Raw genomic sequence first — 22374 nt, 5'->3', positions numbered from 1 at the left:
CCTGAGTAAGCGGTTCCCGGTTTAAATTCCGGGAACCGCTGTTCATCCTATTATGCAGGAAGTGAGACTTTCCTCGTGTCCAAAGTATCGTGGTGCCAGCAGGCTCTGGCAACCCCAACCGTACGAATACAGTCTGAGGATTTCGATCTGCAGGCGGAGATCGAGCATGCACGGAAAGCAAGTGCTGGTATCGGTGCTGTAGTTACATTCTCTGGGATTTGCCGGGATGAGGGCGGGATACTCTCCGCTCTGCATTTGGAGCACTATCCGGGAATGGCGCATGCGAGTATACAGCGCATTGCGGACGCAGCGATAGCACGCTTTGGGTTGAATGCCCTCTCCGTCATCCACAGGTATGGTACCATACCGGTCGGCGACAATATTGTGTTGGTGGTCGCCGCCGCTCCGCATCGTCAATCGGCTTTCGATGGCGCCAATTACGTAATGGACTATCTTAAGACTGAGGCACCATTCTGGAAAAAAATGGTCTCAACAGACGGGACTGACAACCATTGGGTCGAACCCAGGAACGCGGATACCGAATCTCAAGTAAGATGGATCGCCCCGCCTGCCTGAGAGCGACGAGAGAGGCCGAAACAACAACTAGTGGGAATTTACAATGGCCAAACGTTACCCGCCATTCGACTTCCCTACAGTTCCGCGACGTGCTGAAACTCACAAGCTCGGGTGGCTGCCTCGATGCAATCAATTACGCTCGAAGCGTCGGCAGGCTTCGTAAGATAAGCCGATGCACCTCCAAGGAAAGCACTTTTCCTTAGAGTCTCATCTGCATGTGACGTAAAGAAAATCACAGGTGGCTTCGGCGGCTCCGCGTTCATTCGTTCTTGGACTTCAAGACCATTCAGACCTGGCATGTTCACGTCCAGCAGAATACACGATATGCAGTCACGGCGGCCATATGCAAGAAAATCTATCCCGGACTTATAAAGCTGCGTTTCATATCCGCATGATCTGACAAGATCATCGAGTGCTTCGCGGATGGCATCGTCGTCATCGACGATGGCAACAATTGGTGTGTCTAACACTGTGCGGGCTTTCTTTAAAAGATCTGTTTGACAACAATCTAGGTCGAGGGGGTGTCGTGCGATACCATACGAGGGTCTGGTATCGGCAATCCTATTTGTGGCTATGGCTAGGCGAGATCCCTAGTGATCGCGCCTATGCAGACCTCATGCTCAGGTGTGGAAGATAATCGATATAAAAATTGCTATAGTTCAAGACTGTCTCTTCTACATGCCATATGTGTGGGCAGATCTCTCGCCTTGATCGCTGTCTGCCGCGAAGGCGGCTGCCTTTGAGGCGCTGCCGACACATACGGATTTCGCCATGCTTGATACTCCACAAACGATAGCTCCACGAAGTGCTCAGCGGCTAGAGATGGGCGGAGTTCGGATTGAGCGACTGCGTGCTCAGGAAGTCACCGATTCTATCTACGACGACATGGATGACGTCGGCAGCTTCGTTGTCAGGTCGCACCTTGTTGCGACGAAGGGTCTTAGGCTTTGGAACGCTAACGATATTTTGTCGACGAGAGACTGCCGCGATGGCGATCTGGCAATCTTTGATGGCGGTCGAGGTTGGCGAGTTGAACAAGGCGCCCCAAGCGATGTAGTCCGCTTTCAGTTTCCTCGTGCTGAGGTCGAGCGTTTCGCTAACGAGAACGGTCGACCCGGCTTCGAAACATTGGTAAGCGAGCCCGGGACTGTCGACCTAATAATAAGAGGGTTATCACTGGCCATGCTACCCTCGCTGATGGAGCCGAGATCAGTGGAACCGGCGTTTGTTGAGCATGTCTTACTGGCTGCTATGACGCATCTCACGCAAAACTACGGCGGGCTCTTCTACCCGCCGCAACGACCGGGCAATCTCGCCGTCTGGCAGGAGCGTCGCGCAACAGAGTACCTAGCAGCTCACATTAACACCCACATCTCAATTTCGGATCTCGCTGCCGAGTGTGGTCTGTCTAGGAGCTATTTCATCCGAGCATTTCGTTTAACTTTCGGAACAACACCGTATAAATGGCTCATGGAATATCGAATATCTCGAGCGAAGGAGATGCTCAAGGCGGGCGCTTTGATCGCAGATGTGGCCTCAGCTTGCGGGTTCTCCGATCAGAGCCATTTCACTCGTACCTTTTCTTCGCTGACTGGCGTCACTCCAGGTACTTGGAGGCGGCAGCTCCTCTAGTTGGTGACGGATTCCAAAGGGCGGCCACCAGCTCCGCAGTCGGCCGCACGTCGCAACTCAATCGTCCGACTGCTGAAGAACGGTTCGAAGTTGAACCATGGCTATAGCGCTCTTCGCTTTCGCCAAACGCCGGGAGGCTCGCCATGCGCGACCCGAAATGCGGACGTAAACTGGCTCTGGGTCCGATATCCACACAATGTGGCGATCTGCGCTAGCGAGACTTTTGGTGTCGAAAGCAATGCCCGCGCTGTCTCCATCCGCTTGCCAAGAATCCAACTAAATGGAGTTTTGCCGGTTGTGTTCTTGAAGGCCTCTAGGAACACTCCGCGCGTCATAGCGCAGGCAGTAGCAAGCTCATCGATAGAGATATCGCCTCCAAGCCCACTGCTCAGCATTTCCTTGACCCTAGCAGTCTTTACCGGCGAGAGGGTCCTCCGATATTTAAGAGGAACGTCCTTTCCTCCTCCGTACGTCTTAACAACGTGGAGCCCAATGGCGTGAGAGACGTGATCCAGGAACAGTGCCGACATCTCCTTCTCGTATGGCGCGGAGAAGAGAGTTGCCACGAGTGCGCCAAGTGTCGGGTCGGGGACAGCAACTGCTTCCCCCAACCTTTCAACACCACCAATGCCGACATTTTCCGCAATGCTTTGGAGGCCCAACCCCGAAATCTCTAGCAAAACAAAATCAAAAGCACCGCTGAGTTCTGCTCTATAGTCTTCGTCAAAACCACGCACATACACGGAACCTACATCGAAGATGTGTGAGGCTTCCGTCTGACGCCCGTAGATTTTTCGCGTGTGCCCTTCCGTCATTGAAATTCCGACGAGAAAACCGCGCTTGTTTGCGGGCATGACCACTTTTACGGGTGAGGGCCCCGATTTTTTTCGGTAGATCTTGATGTCGTTACCGACTCGCCGGAGACCGGTCTCCATACAGTCTAGCTGGCAGCCGAATTCATCGGGGAACCCTTGAGATATAAGTTGGGAGGAGCTTGGAAACATCGCCGATCGTCTCTCCGTTGTACTCCTCCCACCTCGTTCATATGGTGGTCCGTAAGCGATGTCAAAGCCCGCAGCTGGTTTGACACTTCGATGCCTGCGCCGGGACGTACGTAGGCCAACGTTGAGACCTATACCAAGGTATAGACCTCGCAACACCTTGGCTTTATGGCTCACCAACAGCCGAAAGTAATAGGGTTCCCAAAGTGAAATCACCTTGGAGTTTCTAATGTCGGAAGAAATTCGTCCTCGCGACAAAGCAAAGCCGTTCACTCCCGCTCTGGCTGCTTTCGTCGATGACCCGCTGTTCTCTAGAGTTTGGGCCAGTGAGGGTCTCTCGAAGCGCGATCGGAGCCTGATAACTGTGGCGGCACTTGTTGTGCTGTACCGGCCTGGTGAACTCGGTGCACATCTCCAACGCGCGGTCGCCAATGGGCTCACAAAGGAAGAATTGAGCGAGGTGATCACCCACCTTGCGTTCTACGGTGGCTTTCCCGCTGCAATCAGTGCTTCCGTCATCGCGAATGAAACACTTGGGCCACTAGGACAATAACCTCGTACGAAGCGCTGCTCTCGCCCGTTCAATTCTGAACACTGACTTTGCGAAATCGTCTCTGTTACTTCCACGAGTTTTGACCGAACTCTACTCGCGGACAGATCGGAGCGAAGATGATCCTAACTGATGATTTCTATAGCTTTCGCCATGGCGTTTTCGACATCACGGTTCTATCCGACGGGGAGGCTCCCCGCTCTGGAGGCAATTGGGAGCCGCAAAGTCGACGGCGAAGAAGACTGCCATGGAGCCGGAAATCGATTGAGATTGACGATTTCATCGTTGCCCAATCGAACATACCGCTGATTGTTACGGATCAGGACATTGTGTTGATCGATGTTGGGTTGGGTGATCAACTCCATGGCGACTCTGGCCGCCTGGAAGAAAATCTCTCACGCATCGGAGTGCGGGCATCCGACATCACAATGGTCGTGTTAACGCATGCCCATTCGGGACATATCGGCGGTATCACGCGAGCTGATGGAACCCTCCGCTACAAGAACGCTCGGTACTTCATGGCTGCCACTGAGTGGGCCTATTGGATGACGGGAGCTGCTTCCCCATCATCGCGGTATGAGACCCTGGTCCGTAGTACTGCCCAAGCAGCACTGAAGGCGGTTGGAGTGCGGCTCACTTTGGTAGATGACGGCGATGAGATTGTTCCCGACATGCGCGTGCTAATCACCGAAGGGCACACGCCTGGACACATCTCACTAGTCCTGGAGAGTGACATTCCGTTGATTATAACTGGCGATGCGACAGCGAATGACACGGTGTCCTTTGAGAACCCTGAAATGACCACGTGCATCGACCGCGATCCTTCTGTGGCGAGCAATACAAGACGGCGTTTACTCGAACAAGCAGTGGCCTCCCATGCAAAGCTTCTCGGGTTTCACTGGCCATATCCTGGCGTCGGTCGCGCAGATCGCGACGGCGCAGCTTTTCGGCTGCGGCAGATTGGGAAGTTCGCACAATGAGACGAAGAAACTTCGGCAGGAAAGCCAGCTATCTTACCTCGATAGCAGTGGTCGCACACACGATATGGACAAGCGCTGCGCCAGCCTTAACATATCCGGTTTATGCAAAAGAATGGGGGCTCACCACCTTTACGACGACGGCAATCTTTGCCGTGTATCCCGTGTTCGTGGTTCTCGTTCTTGTTCTGTTTGGAAATGTGTCAGACTACATTGGACGCCGCGAGACTATGATGCTCGGATTGCTTGCCTCCACTTTAGGAGCATTGGTGTTCACTGTCGCACCGGGTGTCGGGTGGATATTTGTAGGACGGGCATTCATGGGGATGGGAGTCGGGCTATCGGCAGGGCCTTCTGCTGCTGCGGTCCTAGAATTCAGCGCACCTAAGCATACCCGGAATGCCGGAGCTATGACTGCCGCTGCGCAAGCGATCGGCATGACCGGTGCGGCTGTAATCGGGGGAGCGCTGATTCAATACGGTCCCTATCCCACCCGATTGAATTTCGCAGTTCTGACCGTGATACTGGTCTTCGTCATTATTGCGACGTGGCATCTGCCAAACCACACTGCATCCCGCCCACATGGTCGATGGAGGCCGAGCATCCCTTCGATTCCGAATGGGTTCTTTCGGACTTTTGTCACAGCTACGTCGGCAGTAACTACGTCGTACATTCTTGGAGCAATGACGCTGTCTCTTGGGGCGCAAATTGCTCACGATCTCGTTTCTTCTGAGAACGCGCTTGTGAATGGGGCGATCATAGCAGTCTTTGCTGCGGCCTCGCTTATTGCAACAGTGCCGCTTCGAAAAAAGTCATCTGGATTTGTAATTCGTGTTGCTTCGATTGCGTCAATGCTCGCAGCGGGCTGCCTGTCGGTTGCCGCTGAAGAGGGGCTTATTTGGGCTTTCGCTGTTGCTCAAGTTTGCGCGGGGGTGGCTTACAGCCTTTTGCTTCTCGGCGGCCTTTCATTGGTCAATGAAGGGGCTCCAAAGACACACAGGGCGGCAACTCTATCTGCCTTGTTTCTTGTGGCGTATCTTGCGCAGGCAGTTGTTGCCCTTTCATTGGGAAGACTGGCAACCGCTTTGGCCCTTCCTTTTGCGGTAATTGCAGGAGTTCTACTGATTGTATTCCTTTCGTCTGTGACGCTGATACTGAATTCGGCCCGAAGCCGGTTGGAGCGATCCTCCAGGTCTCATGTCAGCGCCGATAGTTGAGGGGCGACGACATGGTGATCTCTCAGCAGCATCTAGTGACAAATCCTGTCCGAGCAGAGTTGACTGACGATCAGACGCGAGTTCTTGACTTTGCTGTGAGGGAATTTGCTCACGGTGATGTTGCACTTGCAACGCTGACCGAAATCCGTGGTGGAGCGGCACGGGCTTTGGGAGCTCATATGGCAATAGCTGGCGACGGCCGCTATTGCGGATATGTTTCGGGCGGCTGTGTTGAGGCTGCAGTCGCGGCTGAAGCACTCGACGCAATCGCAGCTGGTTCTGACCGGAGTATTATGCTGGGGGCCGGATCTCGTTTTTTCGATATCTCTCTACCATGCGGAGGCGGCATCACCGTTGCTGTCCACGTCGTCAATGACATTCGGCCATTAAAGCAGGTTCTGTCGAATATATCGGGCCGCAGTCTTACAGCGCTAAGATATTGTCCGAAATCGCAGACACTGCAGGTTTGCCCGACACGCTCAAGGTCTGGCTGGTGCGACGGAGCCTTTATAACCGTGTATCGACCGCGAGTTCGCCTCCTTATATCCGGCAACTCGATTGAGGCTGATACCGTTGCCAGACTTGGCAGGAGCGCAAACTTTGACGTGGGAGCGATCGATCCAGCGCACCCAGAGCAAATTTACGACAGGATAGACCCTGCGACTGCTGTAGTGCTGTTGCACCACGACCCCGAAGCCGAACTTCCAATTCTAGAGGTAGCGCTGAGGTCGGAAGCTTTTTATGTGGGGGCACTCGGGAGTACTCGCACTCACCGTAGGAGATGCGAGCGCCTGCACGAAGCTGGCTTCCTCGAAAGGGACACAGCACGGATCAAAGCTCCGATTGGCATGTTCGGGCCAACGAAGCAGTCAATTCCCCTCGCACTCTCAATTCTGGCCGACGTTTCGGCGACAAACTTGACGAGATTTGCGTAGCTAGTTTTGTTTAGCGGGCAACTAAGCGTCGTTGGGACAAAGCAATGAAGCAATTAAGAGTCAGCGCTGTTCTTCTGGCGGCCGGGAAGTCCTCCGGATTGCAAGCGGGCGACATAAATTGCTGGGATGATTGACGGAGTGCCACTTGTACGTCGGTCGGCAACACTACTGCTCGACGCCGGATTGGACAATGGTATCCGTTGCGAACACCCCACACGGATTTTGCTTGACGGTTGGCGAGACGCCTCTGGGGGATCTGTCCTACGAGATGTCGTTTGCAGGAGCGCCGGGATTGAAGCGCATTGGTTTGCAGTGCGCGTAGATGGTTTCGACGGCGGTTGGGATGACGCGCCATGCGTCTTTAAGGAGGGCCTCTGGCGGCGTCGGGTACACTGCTGAGACCATTTCGAGCAGATCTGGCTCCGTGGCTTGCATCAATATGGCCATGATGGGTTCGCCAGTCTGTTTCTCGGCCATGAGGGGCGCCCAGGCTGCCTGGTTCAGTTTGATGGCGCCATAGAACCCATCGGCCCAATCGCCAGGCAGGACTTCCTCATCATCCGTGCGCATTAACATCGGTGCATACCGGCCGGGCGCCGTCAGTTGGTGAGCGATGAGGTTGTAGTGATCGACGATCGTTTCGACCACGGCGTAGGTCTTGTTTCCGACGAACGCCTTTTCCTCGTGCTTCCCAATGACATGGAACATCCAGTCATTCGGAAGCAGGAAGACCGGACCCGCGGCCAATCCCGTCAGGAAGCCATTGAGCGTCGACACGCCCCGGCATGGCGGCGCCGGCTCTGCCTTGTCGAACCATGTCTCCAACTGATCAAGCGTCAGAAGCTTTGCTTGCTTGGGGGCCTTCACGCTGCTACCGCCATGTTCATATCCGCGTGTTCCTGTTTCCAATGCCACGGCAGGCAACGCCCAAGCGATGTCGACTTTATCTCCCCGGACACGATGCGTTCAAGGACGTCATTGAGCCAGGTGTAGGGATCGAGCCCGTTCAATTTTGCCGTGGTCAGCAAGGAGCCTAATATGGCCCAGGTCTCGGCACCGCCATCACTGCCGGCGAACAGGCTGTTGACGCGCCCGAGTGCAACGCTACGCATATTACGCTCAACGGTGTTGGAATCGATTTCAAGTCTTCCATCCTCAAGGAAGAGGGTCAGGCCAGCCCAATGGCCCAGCGTGGATTTGATGGCAGAGGCGACTGGGTCCTTGGCGGATATATCTTTGAGCGCATCCATCAGGAGCATTTTCAGATCAGCCATCAGGACCTTGCTTTTTGCTTGCCGGACACCGAGCCGATGTTCGGCGCTCGTTGAGCGGATTGAGGCCTCGATCGCATAGACCTCAGCCAGGCGTTCGATCACCACCTTGGCCAGCTCGGATTTGTACTTCTTGAAGACATCGACAAACTTGCGACGCGCGTGGGCCAGGCAGTAGGCAAGCGCAATGCTGCCGGCCCGACGATCCTGCCGGGTCAGGCTCTTGTAGGCCTTGTACGCATCAACCTGCAAAATCCCGCTATAGCGGCACAACTGCGACTGGATCTCCGTCTTTCCCCGACCTTGCGCAAAAACATAGGCAACAGCCGGATAGGCTGGTCCATTCCAGGGCCGATCATCCACGGCGTGAGCCCAGAACTGGCAAATCTTGGTTCGTGTTCGGTCTCGCTTGAGGACCGGCATTCGGGTTTCATCGACAAAGACCCGAGAATGACTATGGATATAGGCCAATAGCTTGTCGTAAAGCGATTTCAGCCACCAGGCCGAGCGTTTCACCCAACCGCAAAGCGTTGACGTATCGAGCCGGACACCCGGACCCTTCAACATCTGAACCTGACGGTTGAGCGGCAGATAACATTCCAATGAGGACGGCTCGATGACCTCGACAACCCGCTCAAGATGCTCCGGCAAAGCGCCGATGTTGCGACGAGGCTGAGAATGGGCGCCTGCTTGGCGCGGCATTTTTGGGAGGCCTGCACTTTCGCTAACCGAAGCCACCTCAGGCTCAACGGCCACGTCTCCCAGATCGAGACGGATCTGGCCTTCGACCACATGGGCCAACTGTTCTGATCGTTGGCTAAAGGGCCTTGCATGGGCCGCCTTCAACAGCACCTTCAGACGCTCGATTTCAGCGTCTCTTTCCAGGATCATGCCGACCAGAATGTCAGGATCCCGCGGCAGATGTTGGCCACGATCGAGCATGCCAAAATCTAGCAGATCGGCACGGAATTGTCGATCAATTCCAATGGGATCAAGCTATTTTTGCAGGCCGTTTGACCGGCTTCTTCTCCACCCGTGTCCAGTCTAGGCCATCAAGCAAAAGCGCCAATTCGCTGGCGCTGAGACGAACCGCTCCATCGTGAACAGCCGGCCAGGTAAAACGCCGATCCTCCAAAACCTTGGTCAACAGCACCATGCCGCTGCCATCCCAGACAACCATCTTCAGACGATCGTTCCGCTTGCTGCGGAAGACATAGATGTCGCCTGAGTATGGGTTGGCGCCGAGCGCAGTCGATACCAGCGCCGCCAGCCCATTGATGCCCTTCCTGAAGTCCACCGGCTTTGAAGCGATCATGATCCGCAAATCCGATCCAAGTGAGATCACGCCGAGGCCCTGAGCGCTTTGAACACCATGCACAGTGCCTGCTCATCAATGCCGCCCTCGATCACGGCACAGGCACCGTCGATTTCGACACGGATCGTCAGCGCCGTCACCGCGGCCGGGCCGCCCAAGCCTTCATCGGCTCTGACAACCGGCACAAAGCGCATCTCCTCGTCATCCGACATGTGCTCTCGCGCGCAGCGCCGCCAATAGTGCAGCAGCCCCTGGCTCACGCCATATTGGCGCGCAACGGCAGAGATATTTGCACCAGGCACAAAGCTGGCCGCCGTGATTTCCGCCTTCTCATCAGCGCTCCAACGGCGCCGGCGCTCTTTACCGAGCAAAACCTCGACATGGCGAGGTGCCCGACTATCATCGAAAACTTCACTCGTGGCATAGTGCTGATGACTGTCATCAGCACTATGCGGTGAAGCCTTCTCGTCGAAATTGACTGGTCCAAAATCCATAGTTCCCTCTCACACAATCATGTCAGAGCCGAACTATGCGCGAGCCGAAACCCTCTGGAAATGTGGGGTGCTCGCAACGGTTACGGACAATGTGGTCGTCGTCACCGGAGCGCGACGCTGCGAGATCGAAGACGCTTTGGAAGTGCTGCCGGTCACGATGGCCTTCAATCCGCGTGTTGAAACTGTTATGGGGTCCTCGCTATCAACCGGATTCTCAATTCGCCAAGGCGCAACAGACGGCACTTTGGTCATGCTGGCCGATATGCCTCGACTAACATCGAGCAACATTCGACTAGTCTCGCACCATTTCGTGATGGAAAACGGTGCACATGTCGTGCGTGGGAGCCATGGAGCGAAACTTGGCCATCCGGTGATCCTTCCCAGTACTCTCTACCAAGCGGCCAGGCAGCTCGTTGGCGACATGGGTGCTTCGTCTATCGTCCATCAAAGCAGACTGAGGACGAGACTAGTGGATTTGGGAAGTGCAGCAGTAGTAGATATTAGCAGCGAAGACGATGCGTTGAGGGAAGGGGCTGTCCTTCGAGCCTGAATGTCGTCGATGCGCGAACATGAGAAGTTCGTACCCCCGAACAGGGATGTCGAAATTGTCAATTGCTCGCAAAGCCTGGCAAAGCAACATCGAACGCCTGCAGGATCAATAGGAGGTTTAGGAGCAAAATCACAACGGTTCCAGTTATCGCGAGGAAATCGGTAGCACGACCGTTGGCAAAACCCGCCATTATAGTGTGATTGCGTGTGAATCTTACTAGTGCGATCAGTGGAAAGGGCAGGGCGAATGATAGCACGATCTGACTATAGACCAGTGCTTGTGTAGTATTGACGCCCATAAGCACAACCGCGAATGCCGGGAGCATCGTGATGAGCCGACGGACTGCAACAGGAATGTGAAAAGCAACGAAACCCTGCATGATCATCTGTCCCGCCATAGTGCCGACAGTCGATGATGAGATTCCGGAAGCCATCAAAGACACGAGGAAAAAGCTCGCTGCAGCGCCTCCCAGGAGCGGGGTCAATGTATGATACGCCGTCTCGATCTCAACGACTTCCGGATGACCCACGTGAAAGGCGGCGGATGCCATGATAACCATTGCGATGTTGACAGCACCAGCGACGGCAAGTGCGATTACGCATTCCCAGTTTGAATAGCGTAGCAATTTTCGTCGTTCGCTATCGTTGCGTGCAGGCACGCGGCCCTGTGTTAGACCTGAATGGAGGTAGATCGCGTGGGGCATGATCGTGGCACCGATAATCCCTACCGCGATAGTCAATGCTCCGCCGTCCGGTATCGATGGTGTCACCAAGCTCCAGCCTGCCTGGGCCCAATTGACCGGAGCAAATATCATTTCGGCGACGTAGCAGAGGCTTATTACCGCAACCAAGCTCCCTATGATCAGTTCGATTGGCCGAAAGCCGCGACCTTGGATCATCAGGACGCCGTAGGTAGCAACTCCTGTGATGGTCATCCCAGCTATCAGCGGGATTTTAAATAGGAGCGCGAGCCCGAGGGCCCCACCCAGAAACTCCGCCAGATCCGTCGCCATGGAAGCAATTTCGCTAACAATCCACATCACGATGCGGACAGGCATCGAGAACTCGTCTTGGCAGATCTCGGCTAGGTTCCGGCCTGTAACGATGCCTAACTTCGCAGACAAGGCTTGAAAAAGCATCGCCATAAGGTTTCCAACAAGCACAACCCATAGCAGCGTGTAGCCGTACTTAGATCCGGCTTCGATGTTGGTCGCAAAATTACCTGGGTCCATATATGCAATTGACGCAATGACCGCTGGGCCCGTGAACAATAGCATCGCTCTTGGACCGCCGGTTCTCCCAGACAGAACCCCCCTTATAGCCATGTCAGTTTGGGCGGAAATTGATCGGTTCACAGAAGCATTCCATCTTGGGCAACAGCTAAGCGGTCTTCGCGCCACGCAGGGGTGTTGTGCGGACAATCAATGTACTGACATAAAGCGTGCTGCCGCTGCTACCTAGACCAATGTGTGGCTTGCCGGAAGGCAGAACGCCCTTCTCTAGTGACGAGGCCATTCGATCACGAGTTTTGAGAAGAGTCGTTTGCGAAGCTGCTCATGACGCGCAACTTGTATCCAACGGCCCGCTCATTCTTGTATAAAATGACTGGAACTTGAAGATTACATGCGCGAAGAGCGCCACCCGCGAGCTGTGTCCTTGACACTAGGCGCTTTTGGCGGTTTTTCGGGAATTTAGAGCGCAACCTGCAACGGTGAAACATGACTTACGTTTTTGGTGACCGCCAAATTTTTGGACGGGACTCCGAACTCGCTACATTGCGGCAGGCGTACGAGCGGGTTTCGAAAACGGGCTACGGTGAAATCGTGTTGGTCGGCGGGCCAGCGGGGTACGGGAAGACAACGGTTGTCACTGCATTTCTCGGAAATTCTAAAAACCTAAGAATTGCGATTGGGAAGGCTGACGAAACGCTTCGGCGGGTTCCATACAATGCTGTTTTAAAGGCTTTGGGCTGGCTGCTTCCCGCTGATGAGCTTGAGGAATTAACGCGGGTGCGCGACGCGGGTGCCTTGTCCTCAGCATCGCGAGTCCGAGATCGGTTGATCGAGACAATCCAGAGAAACGCTTCGCCAACAGAACCTTTGGTAATGTTCGTCGATGATATCCAATGGCTTGATGACAGCTCGGTTCGCCTCATGCGTGCCCTTTCAGAGAAAGGCATAAAGGATATGTTGCTGGTAGCAACATATCGGCCAGACGACTCTAAGCAGTTTCGCGAACGAGGATTGGCTGATTTTCTCGGTAATTCAGCTGTGAGAGTAACAGATATCCTTTTAAAAACTCTGCCCTACGAGGCAGTTGAGGGCTTGATCTCAGCTCAGCGGTACGGCGATACGGCTAAATCGCTAGCAAGGCTTGTGCAGTCTGTTGCGGCCGGAAATCCGTTTCACATTCAATTGATTCTGGATGTCCTGAACCAGGCTGAGTCTGCCCCGGACTTGGCCCAGTTCGTTTCCGACCAGAAGAACTGGGGTCTGCACTCGCTTTTGGGCCGCATCATCTCGGAGTTCCCCAAAGAGACCAGGTCAATTTTGGAATTCGCTTCTTGCGTAGGCTTTCAGAGTGCTCACTCTATCCTTGGGGCGGCGACCTATCTAAACATGGAGCAGATCGAACGCGCTCTACAACCCGCGACGGCACTTGGCCTCATCCGTACCGATGGCCACACATGCCAGTTCGCGCACGATGCTGTACGCGAATATGTGCGTAAGACGCTAGATCGAGACCAGCGAACAGCACTTCATGCAAGGATTGCGAGAAGCATGCTGCAAGCTGGGGCGGGTTCTACGGATCAACACCTTGCGGTCGCTGAGCAGATTGTCAAAGCAAAGTATGATCCAATCCTTTTAGAGCATGCTGCCATTGCGGTCGAAGCGTTATATCAAGGGGCACAGATCGCGAAGACGGTTGGGGCACCCGAGGGGGCACTTCGCTATGCAGAAAAGGGAATCGAGCTTATCGAACTTGCGGATGTACCAGCGTCCTACGTATGGGATTTTGCGGAACTTCGCTGCACGTTGCTGGTCGAGATACACGGCGCCGCAGTTGATGACGCCGAGCTCGAAAGTCTCCGTTCATTGGCAGCCTCGCCGTTGCAAGAGGCTCGCGCCATACGGCTGAAGGCCGCAGTCCTCATTCTCAGAGGCAAGTTCGAGGAGGCGATAGAGGGCGCCCTTTGGGGGCTTCATTGCCTTGGTATATGCGTACCACGTCGGCCTTCGAAGAGTGAGATTGACGAAGGTTACAAAAATATGAGGACAGCACTGGCAACGCTGTCCTTAGAGAACATTAGCTCCTACCCGCGCCTACAAGACAAAGCGATAGTTGTCGCAATGGATCTACTGGCGACGCTCCAGGCCTCTTTCTTTTCCGATGACAACTTGAAATTTCTTCATGTAGCGAAGATTGTCGAGTTGTCAGCGATCCATGGAGTATCGGAAGCGACGTGTTACGGTTTGGCTTGGTGTGGTGTCGCGATTGCGAGTGAATACGGTGACTATCATACAGCGCTCGCGATGGCAGAGGCGGCCGTAGCGCTCTCCCATGAAACGTCATTTCAGGGGTACCGTACCTCGGCTCTTGTGGCGCTCGATCAGGTGAGCGTTTGGCTTCGTCCGCTTTCATACTCGTTGTCGAGAGCAAGGGAGGCATTTGAGCACGGAAAAAGTAGCGGCGACCTCACGATGGCTTGTTTTGCTACAAATCATGTCGTCTCCGACTTGTTGGCAATGGGCGCACCTCTATCAGTCGTCGCAAATGAAGCCAATCGTGGTATCGCCATGGCTACCAGCGTCGGCTTCGTTGAAGTTGTGCGTATTCTGGAGGTGCAGCTAGCCTTCGTAAAGGCACTGAGGGAACGAACCTTCGAGCCGGGTGAGTTAGTCACGCTTGCGACGTCTGATCGAGCTTCTGAAATGTCGCCGCTGGTATTTTGGGGCCACCTATTTGATGGAATAGCTGCGGTCTTCCATGGACACATGCAAATTGCGGCAGATTACCTTCGCAACGCCGCTAAGTGGAAGTGGACCACTCCGGCGCACATTCACATTGCCGACTTGCATTTCTATTCTGCGCTGGTCGCGCAAATTCTGGGAGACGACATCCAAGGGCGGGTCCATCGCGCCGCCGTTGAGGAGTTCGCGAGGCATAATCCCACAACTTTCACCAACAAACTAAAACTCATCGATGCCGAAATATCAAGAGCAGCTGGCGATACAATTACAGCGCTCCGTTTTTACGAGGAGTCTATTAGCGCCGCCCGAAGCGCGGAGCTATGGCAAGAACTCGCTTTCGCTCATGAGCGGGCAGCGCAGCTCGCTCGGGATGCAGGCTTGCCGGTTGTCACCGCAGAACACATCCGTCAAGCGCAGTCATGTTACCGCAAATGGGGTGCCTCTCAACACGCAGAGCGGCTTCGGTCAGAATTCGCTGATATTCTATCAGGTTCACTTGAAAGCCCGGCGGAACCCAATCATATCGACCTCTCAGTGGGGCTGACAAGCGAGCTTGTCGTCGCCGCGGCCAAGTTTTCAGGGGCAATGCGCGGGCAACTGATAAGTGTCGAGGGTGATGCCCTGTCGATTGTTGCTAATACTTGGCTTCGCGATGGCGTTGCAAACATCATCTCGAATAAGGCGGATTTTTCAAATGAGATGGCTCCAGCTTCAATTATCAAACTGGTAAAGGAGAGTGCGCACTCGCTGCGATATGGCCATGCTAGTCTAGAGGCGGGTGCCGATCACGGAGCTAGTTTGCGCGAATGCCCAGTGAAGTCACTGCTTTGCGTTCCGCTAAAGGAGCAAGATCGGGTGTTCTCGGTTCTCTATCTTGAGAACAATGCGGTCAGCGATGCGTTCTCATATGAGACGGAGCAAGCTATAGAGCTTTTCGCGCTTGCTTCCGCCAAAGCAATCCTTCTGAAGTCGCAGCTTGAGGCAAACAGGTCTGGGCAGGCCGCGCAACAGTTCCGCGAAAGCGAGCTGGTTAATGCCCGCGCTGACCTTATCAAGAATTCGCACATCACAGTTTTAGGCGGGATGGCCGCGTCAATCGCTCACGAAGTGAACCAACCTCTTTCGGCAATCGTTACTCACGCAAATGCCGGTTTGAGGTGGATCCGCCAGTCTGTTCCGCAATTAGATAAAGCGATCAACAACTTTGAAAAAATTGAGCAGGCCAGCATACGTGCCAGCAGTATCATCCAAGCACTTCGGTCATTGGCAAAGCAGTCGCCAGCAAATCTAGAATTTATCTCTATGAATGATGTGATCAATGATGTGCTTGAAGTGGTGAAAACCGATAGCCGTACAGAAGGGGTCGAGATAGATTGCTCACTTGCGGACGGAGGCCTGATTTTCGCAGATTCCATTCAGGTACAACAAGTTGTGTTGAACCTAATCACAAATGCACTCGACTCCATGGAAGGGCAAATCGGCCCCAAGACTCTCCGTATTAAGAGTGATGTCCGTGAGACTTCCGTGGTTGTAGCTGTATCTGACAGTGGCAGTGGAATTCCCGCATCAGCTCGGGATTCGATATTCGACCCGTTTTTCACCACTAAAGGAAACGGGCTTGGGATGGGTTTGGCGATCTGTAAGACCATTGCCGAAGTTCATGGGGGAGGATTGAGCATAGGGAGCTCAAATGCCTCCGGAACTACAATGATCTTCAATCTCCCAGTCACGGTTAATCCGACCGCGTCATCGGATGATGTCTCAGTGACACCAATGTGACGTCCTTTAGCGGTACTGTCGGCCAGTCGCTGTGGGTTTAGTCTCGACGGCAGTCCTGCATCACAGCTTTTTATATTCCGTGATCACAATCCTTGTCTCCCTCAGCATCTCTGCGTTCAGAAGTAGTGCAGCCCTTCTTTCAGTGGGTGTGGCTGCGGACAAGCCGAACTTTGCTGCGTCGAGTTGCGTCGCCGCAGCTTCTCTTACGGCCACAGTTGCTTCTTCGTAAGCGCGAATTTCCATGCGCCTTCTGAAGCGCAGTGCTCTGATGCATGAAGTGTCCACCAAAAATAGGTGGACACCAAATCATGGACGATGCTCTTAAACTGCAAGTGCGGCTTGTTGGCCGCGACGGCCGCCGTCGATATGACCCTGCTTCTCGTGATCAGCTCGTCGCAGCGTGTTTAGAACCCGGCGTTTCGGTCTCTCGGCTAGCACGGGAATACGGTGTGAATGCCAATCTCGTTCGTAAGTGGATAAAGAAGGCCCTGGAGCAGCGTCCTTCGCCATCGGTCTCGGCCTTCGTTCCAGTTCAGATTGCTCCATCTATGCGGCCGGGTTCTGGCGGCGATTTACTGACGAAGAGCGTGGCGGTGTGCAAGCCGTGTCATGCATCCAAGGTGAGCGCACTCCTGCCCAACGGGATCAGCCTGACCGTTGAGTGCGACGATGAGAGTGGACTGATCGCAATCATAGGAGCGTTGGGTCATGTTCAGACTGGGCGCTGATCTGAAGGTCTACCTCCATCGGGAGCCGATCGACTTCCGCGCGGGCATCAACAGCCTCGCGGTCCTGGTGCAGGAGACGATGTCGATGGATCCGTTTGCTCCTGCGGTGTTTGCCTTTTGCAATCGGCGTCGTGACCGGATGAAGTTGTTGTTCTTTGATCGGTCCGGCTTTGTCATGGTGCTGAAGAAGTTGACGGAAGACAGGTTCCGCTGGCCCCGCCGAGAGACTGCGGTGGTGATGCTCTCGACCGAGCAACTGCACTGGATCCTCGACGGCATCGATATCGACGCGATGGTGCGCCATCCGGTGCGGCAATATCAGATCGCCGGCTGAAGATGGCGAATTGAGCTGTTGACGCGCGGGGGCGGTTCAGATTCAAGAATCTGATGACTCGGGCCAGCGAACCAAGCGTTGCAGAACTGATGGCGCAGTTGGCGGCAAATGCCGCCGAAATCGCTGCGCTCAAGGTTGAGAAGGAAGCGCTCTCGCAACGGGTCGTCAAGCTGGAAGAAGAACTGGCGCTCGCAAGGCTGCATCGATTTGCGCCGCGCAGCGAAAAGCACATTGACCGCCTCTTCAACGAAGCCGAAGAAGCCGCGGACGAGAGTGATCGTGATTATGGCGACGACGTTGCCGACCTCCCGGATACAGGCCTGCCAGCAGTCGATAGCGCCGTGGGTAAAAAGCGGGGTCGCAGACCTCTACCAGAAGACCTGCCGCGCGAGCGTGTCGAATACGACCTTGCTGACGATCAGAAGGCCTGTCCGTGCTGCAACAACCAAATGCATCGCATGGGCGAGGCCGTTACCGAGCAGCTCCATATCGAGGTCAAGGCAAAGGTCCTGCAGAATGTGCGGTTCAAGTACGCTTGCCGTCATTGCGACCGCACCGGGATTAACACGCCTGTCGTGATCGCGCCTATGCCGAAGCAGCCTCTGCCGGGCAGCATTGCTACCGCCTCGACGCTCGCCTTCGCGCTCGTCCATAAATACGTCGACGGCACACCGCTCTACCGCGTGGCGCAAACATTCGAGCGAGCCGGCGTACCTATCAGCCGGGGTACTCTTGCTCACTGGGTGATCGGTTCGAGCGAGAGGCATCTGCATCGTATCTACGATGCGCTGAGGCTGAAGCTTCAGTCGCAGCCTCTCATTCATGGCGATGAGACGACGGTTCAGGTGTTGAAGGAAAAGAACAAGGAAGCCACCAGCACGTCGTACATGTGGGCGTACCGCAGCAGCGAGGACAGTGACGAGCCAATCGTGCTCCTCGACTACCAGCCGGGCCGCGGTCAGGTCCACCCTCAGACCTTTCTCGGCGACTACCGCGGCATATTAGTGAGCGATGGCTACACAGCCTGGCGCACATTGCATGGCGCAACCCATGTCGGATGCATGGCTCATTCACGGCGGCGCTTTGTCGAGGCTCTCAAAACCAGGAAGAATGGAGGCGGACCGCCGGAGCAGGCGCTCCGGTTCTTCGAGCAGCTCTATCGGATCGAAAAGCAGGCACGAGAGAGCAAGCCTAACGCCGGTGAAACGCAGGCCGATTGCGTTCGCCGTTTCCGGCAGCAGCACAGCCTACCTGTACTGAACGCACTCAAGTCATGGCTCGACAATATCGCGCCGAAGGTCGTGCCGGATACCAAGCTCGGCGATGCCGTGTCCTACACCCTGAACCAATGGGGTTATCTGGCGCGCTACATCAACGACGGTAGGATGCCGATCGATAACAACGTTCTGGAACGTGACATTAGAGTTTTTGCGACCGGAAGAAAATCGTGGCTGTTCAGCGACACCGCTGACGGAGCCAAGGCCAGCGCTGTGATTTACAGCCTCATGCTGACCTGCCGCGCCTGCGGCGTCGATCCGCTCGCCTGGCTGCGCCACGTCCTCACTGAGTTACCTCAGCGCGAAGAAACTGCCGGCATTGGCGACTTACTTCCGTTCCGCTTCTCCAAAACCCCCGCCAATTGATGGACCGGGATATCGCTTCGCAAATGCGGCCGGTGCGGTGATGCCGCCTACGTCAATGTGCATCGAAAATCGCGCTTACGCTTCTTCGTCTAAGATTCCCGAACAAAGCCCGGTCATCGCTGTCACAGCGCGGTTCAACAGAAGGCCCATTTGGACGTCGCTCAGTTGGGCGCTTGAATTGGCAGCTTTGATCAGTTCGGCCACGAGCCTCGGGATGGTATCCATTTCTGGTACTGGCATTGTGAGCTATCGGCCAACTGAAACGGTTGCAGTCAAGCCAGCGGCAAGCCGGACTTCTGGAGGGAGCGGGTTATCAAGTTCAACCCGTACTGGCACGCGCTGCGCAAGACGCACCCAGGTGAACACCGGATTGACCGTTGCAAGCCCCGAAGCATCAGCATCAGCGTTAGCAACCGAAATTCCCCTTCCGACGCCAACGACGCGCCCGTCTAGTTTCATCGGGTAAGCCATCAGCTTCACCATTGCCTTGTCCCCAACATCAACCTTGCTGAGAAGAGTCTCCTCAAAGTACGCATCGACCCAGAAGCTATTGCTATCCACCACGGACAGGGCCCTCTGCCCATCGCTTGCATAGTCGCCAGGCTGAATGGCCAAGTTTGTGACATAACCATCGACAGGCGACACGATCCGTGTGCGGTCAAGATCGAGATGTGCTTTGTCGAGGTTGGCACGGGCCTGCCTGTAGGTCGCGGCCGCCATGTTTGCGGTAGTTATGTAAGTTTGCTCGGATTCCTTAGACACAGTTAGCTCATCCAGCTTCACTCGCCTGTCCGCTTCGGCCTGCTTGTTTTCCATATCCGCCTTGGCGATAGCGACCGCAGCCTCTGCGCTTGCGACCTCGATTTGGAAATCAGAAGGCTCGATAGTCATCAGGAGGTCGCCTTTCTTCACAAATTGGTCGGCCTTGACAGCGAGGTTCGCAACCCTCCCAGAGACCTGGGGGGTGACAGTGACCACATATGCTCGAACGGTGCCGTCGCGTGTCCACGCGGTTTGCATGTAGTTCTTCCAGATAGCCCAGCCGCCGAGCGAAGCGAGCGATACTGCAATCAATGTGATGAGGAATGGGACGCCCCGTTTCCAGGACGAGGGACGTGCCGAGGCAGACTCTATGGTCGTCATGTTTTTGCTCCGGATAGTACGACAATTATGGCTAGGATGATTAGGTAGATTGACAGGTTGAAGAGGCCGCGATGCCAAACTAGTCTGGGCAGGCTGTAGCGGTTGCTGAGCATCAGCACAGGCAACGTAGCGATCCAAGCCGCGATCATCATCACGACGAACGGCGCAACATAGACACCCAAGATGTTCACTTCTGAATACATTGAGGTAACTCCCTCAGGGGTGATTTTGGGAAACGGCAAAGTCTGGTCGAAACAGCGAGCCATGTGCTTTGATGATGTCGAGGAGAACCCTGAGTTCAGCTCGAACATGGATGCTCGTAGTGCGAGGGGCGGAAATTGCCGGTGAGGCCGCAAGTTCGTCCATTTGCTTGATACCCTGTTCGGCCTTTAACAGTTTACCCTCAGCGAGATCCTCGAAGGTGCACTGCAGGGTCGAGAGTTCAGAATAGGAAGCCATTTGCCTCCTTAATCTGCTGATTGACCGGCTGGCCGCTGAAATCGCCACCAACTCGGTGAACTGCGCGTCGCTTGAACCGGGTGGAAGGGCGCATAGGCTCGCAGCATGTGCTCGTATCCATCGCAACGGGGATATCGGTGTGGTGTCGCGGAGCATCGCTCTAAGATCGCTTTGGGAACGCGCAATCAAACGACGCTCTCTCACAAGGGGACTGATTGTTGGGAATACTGCAAACATGACAGTACCAAAGACCGACCCCGCAAGAATTGCAGAGGAGAGGTTGAAATAATTCGTGGCGTTGTAAACCGGCGGATTTCCGATGCCCAATATCGGAAGGCAACACACAGACATCGCGAGGAAGATAACACTGTGCCACTTTCCCGCTTGCATGAAGCCAACGACGGCTAGGAAAATCATCAGCACCGAAAGCAATTCAGGATAGCTGTTGAGCGCTGGCAGGATCGCAAAATATATCACACCGCCAACTGCGACCATAAGTGAGGCGCCTGTCGAATAATCCAATGACAGAGCTCTCGCTTCGTCTCCGAATGACGCAAACACCAATGTGGCAATTGCTGCGAATACGATACAGAATTGGCCGATTGACCAGGCTGTCTCCACCCAAAAGATCGAGGTAAGCAGGACCGCGGCAAACACTCGCAAACCCGCGAGCAAAATCGGGAGTGGGTCCATTACAAGTGGCAGCCAAAATCTGCCCTCACGAGCAGGGCTTCCCTCGACGCCAAGTAGGGCCTGGCAATCTCCGGTAGCTTCCAAGAACCTAATAATTTCGATCAAGCCGTCGGTCACGATTTGAGCGCCGGGACATTCGTGCTCGCTACATTCCAGTTCTGCTAAGGCGGTCCGACATGTCCGGGCAAAGGTGGTGTGGTCACTTTTGCTTCGTACGCCGTCGAGATCAGTAACCATGCGGTGCGCTTTGGCCTTGGCTTCGTGGATCTGGTCTTCATCGGCGGAGCCTAAATGATCAATATTTCGCCAGCCAACAAGAGCTGCGAGGAGGTGCTCAAGTGTGAGGCGCATGTTGCCTCTACGAGAATGGAGGTACGATGACTCTCCGACTGCGGCATCGACCTGATTACGCAGTAAGCCAAGGGAGCGGACAATATCGTGACGGATCACTGTCTGGTCCGCGTTCGCATGGGCTGGATCTAATGAATCGTCAAACCCTCTAATAAGTTGGTTGGTCGTGCTTTCTAATGTGTTGGATAGTTGACGAGCCGCTGCCGCATTCTCGGTCAGCAGTGCGACAAGCGCAGCGGCGCCGATGCCGATACATATTTCGCCAACTCTCGTCAAAGCCAGAAAGAATGCAGTTGTGGGGTCCGAAATTGCATCCGCGAAAATGATTGTGGCCGTTATGCCGGAGAGACCCGCAGCATAAGATGCATAGTTACGCAACATCACTACCGCGCAACCGCATAAGCCGCACCATAGAGACAGTAGTAGGATCACCGTGTTACGTTGCTGGGCGAAGAACGCCAGGCATGTGACGATTGCAATTGCACCAATTATCGTCCCAAGGACGCGATAGCGACCCTTCTGCAGAGATGCTCCGAGATTGGGCTGGCAAACGATTGCCGCCGTTGTCGCTGCCCAAAACGAATTTTGAAGCTCTAGCCAGTATGTGATGAATAGAGCTAGACAAACCGACGCCGACAACCGGAAGCTGAACAGAATACGCGGCTTTAACGAGGCTAGGGGTAGTGAAAGGAACCAAGTAACCAAGCGCTGATGAGGGCACAGGTTAGACTGGCTTTGACTAGTGGTTTCCATTGG

At 54.8% G+C, this 22374-nt stretch carries 21 protein-coding genes; 11 read left to right on the top strand and 10 right to left on the bottom strand.

What is annotated here, in order from left to right; all coding sequences use genetic code 11:
- Positions 1-75: 75 nt before the first annotated feature.
- Positions 76-576 carry a molybdenum cofactor biosynthesis protein MoaE gene (locus ACVTFQ_RS27795; protein WP_470424304.1) on the top strand — a complete coding sequence of 167 codons (501 nt, stop codon included), beginning with the start codon at positions 76-78 and terminating at the stop codon, positions 574-576.
- A 74-nt stretch (positions 577-650) separates the two neighbouring features.
- On the opposite strand, the gene ACVTFQ_RS27790 is transcribed toward ACVTFQ_RS27795, so the two are convergent.
- The gene (locus tag ACVTFQ_RS27790; protein WP_112949936.1) at positions 651-1046 is read right to left on the bottom strand and encodes a response regulator; all 396 of its coding nucleotides are present in this window, start codon (positions 1044-1046) and stop codon (positions 651-653) included.
- Between the two features lie 301 nt (positions 1047-1347).
- Between ACVTFQ_RS27790 and ACVTFQ_RS27785 the strand changes: the two genes are divergently transcribed.
- Positions 1348-2208 carry an AraC family transcriptional regulator gene (locus ACVTFQ_RS27785; RefSeq protein ID WP_112949937.1) on the top strand — a complete coding sequence of 287 codons (861 nt, stop codon included), beginning with the start codon at positions 1348-1350 and terminating at the stop codon, positions 2206-2208.
- A 101-nt stretch (positions 2209-2309) separates the two neighbouring features.
- Here the strand turns inward: ACVTFQ_RS27785 and ACVTFQ_RS27780 are convergent, their stop codons facing one another.
- A complete protein-coding gene (locus ACVTFQ_RS27780; RefSeq protein WP_470424303.1) occupies positions 2310-3062 on the bottom strand; it encodes a helix-turn-helix domain-containing protein in 753 nt (250 codons plus the stop codon).
- Positions 3063-3438: 376 nt separating this feature from the next.
- Here ACVTFQ_RS27780 and ACVTFQ_RS27775 point away from each other — a divergent pair, with 376 nt between their 5' ends.
- From ACVTFQ_RS27775 to ACVTFQ_RS27760, 4 genes are all read left to right on the top strand, one after another.
- On the top strand, positions 3439-3762 hold the full coding sequence (locus tag ACVTFQ_RS27775) for a carboxymuconolactone decarboxylase family protein (protein ID WP_112949939.1): 324 nt from the start codon (positions 3439-3441) through the stop codon (positions 3760-3762).
- A gap of 116 nt (positions 3763-3878) precedes the next feature.
- On the top strand, positions 3879-4739 hold the full coding sequence (locus tag ACVTFQ_RS27770; protein ID WP_112949940.1) for an MBL fold metallo-hydrolase: 861 nt from the start codon (positions 3879-3881) through the stop codon (positions 4737-4739).
- The gene (locus tag ACVTFQ_RS27765) at positions 4736-5953 is read left to right on the top strand and encodes an MFS transporter (protein WP_112981869.1); all 1218 of its coding nucleotides are present in this window, start codon (positions 4736-4738) and stop codon (positions 5951-5953) included. The genes ACVTFQ_RS27770 and ACVTFQ_RS27765 overlap by 4 nt, the downstream gene beginning before the upstream one ends.
- An 11-nt stretch (positions 5954-5964) precedes the next feature.
- Entirely contained in the window at positions 5965-6888 is a 924-nt protein-coding gene (locus ACVTFQ_RS27760; RefSeq protein ID WP_112949942.1) for an XdhC family protein, read from the top strand.
- 261 nt (positions 6889-7149) lie between these two features.
- Here ACVTFQ_RS27760 and ACVTFQ_RS27755 read toward each other — a convergent pair whose 3' ends face one another.
- The 4 genes from ACVTFQ_RS27755 to tnpA (ACVTFQ_RS27740) are packed head-to-tail and all read right to left on the bottom strand — an operon-like array spanning position 7150 to position 9968.
- Complete coding sequence (locus ACVTFQ_RS27755) at positions 7150-7755, bottom strand: YecA/YgfB family protein (RefSeq protein WP_470424621.1); 606 nt, start codon at positions 7753-7755, stop codon at positions 7150-7152.
- Entirely contained in the window at positions 7752-9101 is a 1350-nt protein-coding gene (gene tnpC / locus ACVTFQ_RS27750) for an IS66 family transposase (RefSeq protein WP_470424302.1), read from the bottom strand. The genes ACVTFQ_RS27755 and tnpC (ACVTFQ_RS27750) overlap by 4 nt, the downstream gene beginning before the upstream one ends.
- Positions 9102-9150: 49 nt before the next feature.
- Positions 9151-9474: an IS66 family insertion sequence element accessory protein TnpB gene (gene tnpB / locus ACVTFQ_RS27745; RefSeq protein WP_470424620.1), complete on the bottom strand. Its 324-nt coding sequence runs from the start codon at positions 9472-9474 to the stop codon at positions 9151-9153.
- Between the two features lie 26 nt (positions 9475-9500).
- The gene (gene tnpA, locus ACVTFQ_RS27740) at positions 9501-9968 is read right to left on the bottom strand and encodes an IS66-like element accessory protein TnpA (RefSeq protein WP_112989153.1); all 468 of its coding nucleotides are present in this window, start codon (positions 9966-9968) and stop codon (positions 9501-9503) included.
- A gap of 67 nt (positions 9969-10035) precedes the next feature.
- Here tnpA (ACVTFQ_RS27740) and ACVTFQ_RS27735 point away from each other — a divergent pair, with 67 nt between their 5' ends.
- Complete coding sequence (locus tag ACVTFQ_RS27735; protein ID WP_162724730.1) at positions 10036-10518, top strand: NTP transferase domain-containing protein; 483 nt, start codon at positions 10036-10038, stop codon at positions 10516-10518.
- Positions 10519-10576: 58 nt separating this feature from the next.
- Here ACVTFQ_RS27735 and ACVTFQ_RS27730 read toward each other — a convergent pair whose 3' ends face one another.
- The gene (locus tag ACVTFQ_RS27730) at positions 10577-11842 is read right to left on the bottom strand and encodes an Nramp family divalent metal transporter (RefSeq protein WP_112981863.1); all 1266 of its coding nucleotides are present in this window, start codon (positions 11840-11842) and stop codon (positions 10577-10579) included.
- Between the two features lie 393 nt (positions 11843-12235).
- On the opposite strand from ACVTFQ_RS27730, the gene ACVTFQ_RS27725 reads away from it, so the two are divergent.
- The 4 genes from ACVTFQ_RS27725 (at position 12236) to tnpC (ACVTFQ_RS27710) (ending at position 18972) form a co-directional block, all read left to right on the top strand.
- Positions 12236-16267 carry an AAA family ATPase gene (locus tag ACVTFQ_RS27725; RefSeq protein WP_470424301.1) on the top strand — a complete coding sequence of 1344 codons (4032 nt, stop codon included), beginning with the start codon at positions 12236-12238 and terminating at the stop codon, positions 16265-16267.
- Between the two features lie 308 nt (positions 16268-16575).
- Complete coding sequence (tnpA, locus tag ACVTFQ_RS27720; RefSeq protein WP_470424217.1) at positions 16576-16995, top strand: IS66-like element accessory protein TnpA; 420 nt, start codon at positions 16576-16578, stop codon at positions 16993-16995.
- Entirely contained in the window at positions 16976-17329 is a 354-nt protein-coding gene (gene tnpB, locus ACVTFQ_RS27715) for an IS66 family insertion sequence element accessory protein TnpB (protein ID WP_470424218.1), read from the top strand. The genes tnpA (ACVTFQ_RS27720) and tnpB (ACVTFQ_RS27715) overlap by 20 nt, the downstream gene beginning before the upstream one ends.
- Positions 17330-17382: 53 nt before the next feature.
- Positions 17383-18972 carry an IS66 family transposase gene (gene tnpC / locus ACVTFQ_RS27710; RefSeq protein ID WP_470424219.1) on the top strand — a complete coding sequence of 530 codons (1590 nt, stop codon included), beginning with the start codon at positions 17383-17385 and terminating at the stop codon, positions 18970-18972.
- 246 nt (positions 18973-19218) lie between these two features.
- Here tnpC (ACVTFQ_RS27710) and ACVTFQ_RS27705 read toward each other — a convergent pair whose 3' ends face one another.
- From ACVTFQ_RS27705 to ACVTFQ_RS27695, 3 genes are read right to left on the bottom strand one after another with little or no spacing between them, the layout of a single operon-like run.
- Positions 19219-20115 (bottom strand): HlyD family secretion protein, encoded by an 897-nt coding sequence (locus tag ACVTFQ_RS27705; RefSeq protein WP_112950678.1) that lies wholly within the window; start codon positions 20113-20115, stop codon positions 19219-19221.
- Entirely contained in the window at positions 20112-20318 is a 207-nt protein-coding gene (locus ACVTFQ_RS27700) for a DUF1656 domain-containing protein (RefSeq protein WP_112950679.1), read from the bottom strand. Before ACVTFQ_RS27700 ends, ACVTFQ_RS27705 begins: the two co-directional genes overlap by 4 nt.
- A 13-nt stretch (positions 20319-20331) precedes the next feature.
- A complete protein-coding gene (locus ACVTFQ_RS27695; RefSeq protein WP_112950680.1) occupies positions 20332-22371 on the bottom strand; it encodes an FUSC family protein in 2040 nt (679 codons plus the stop codon).
- Positions 22372-22374 lie beyond the last annotated feature (3 nt).

This window comes from Rhizobium sp. O111, from assembly GCF_055616315.1.
Note: the sequence above shows the minus strand (reverse complement) of the source record. Positions and strands in the feature narration are given on the sequence as shown.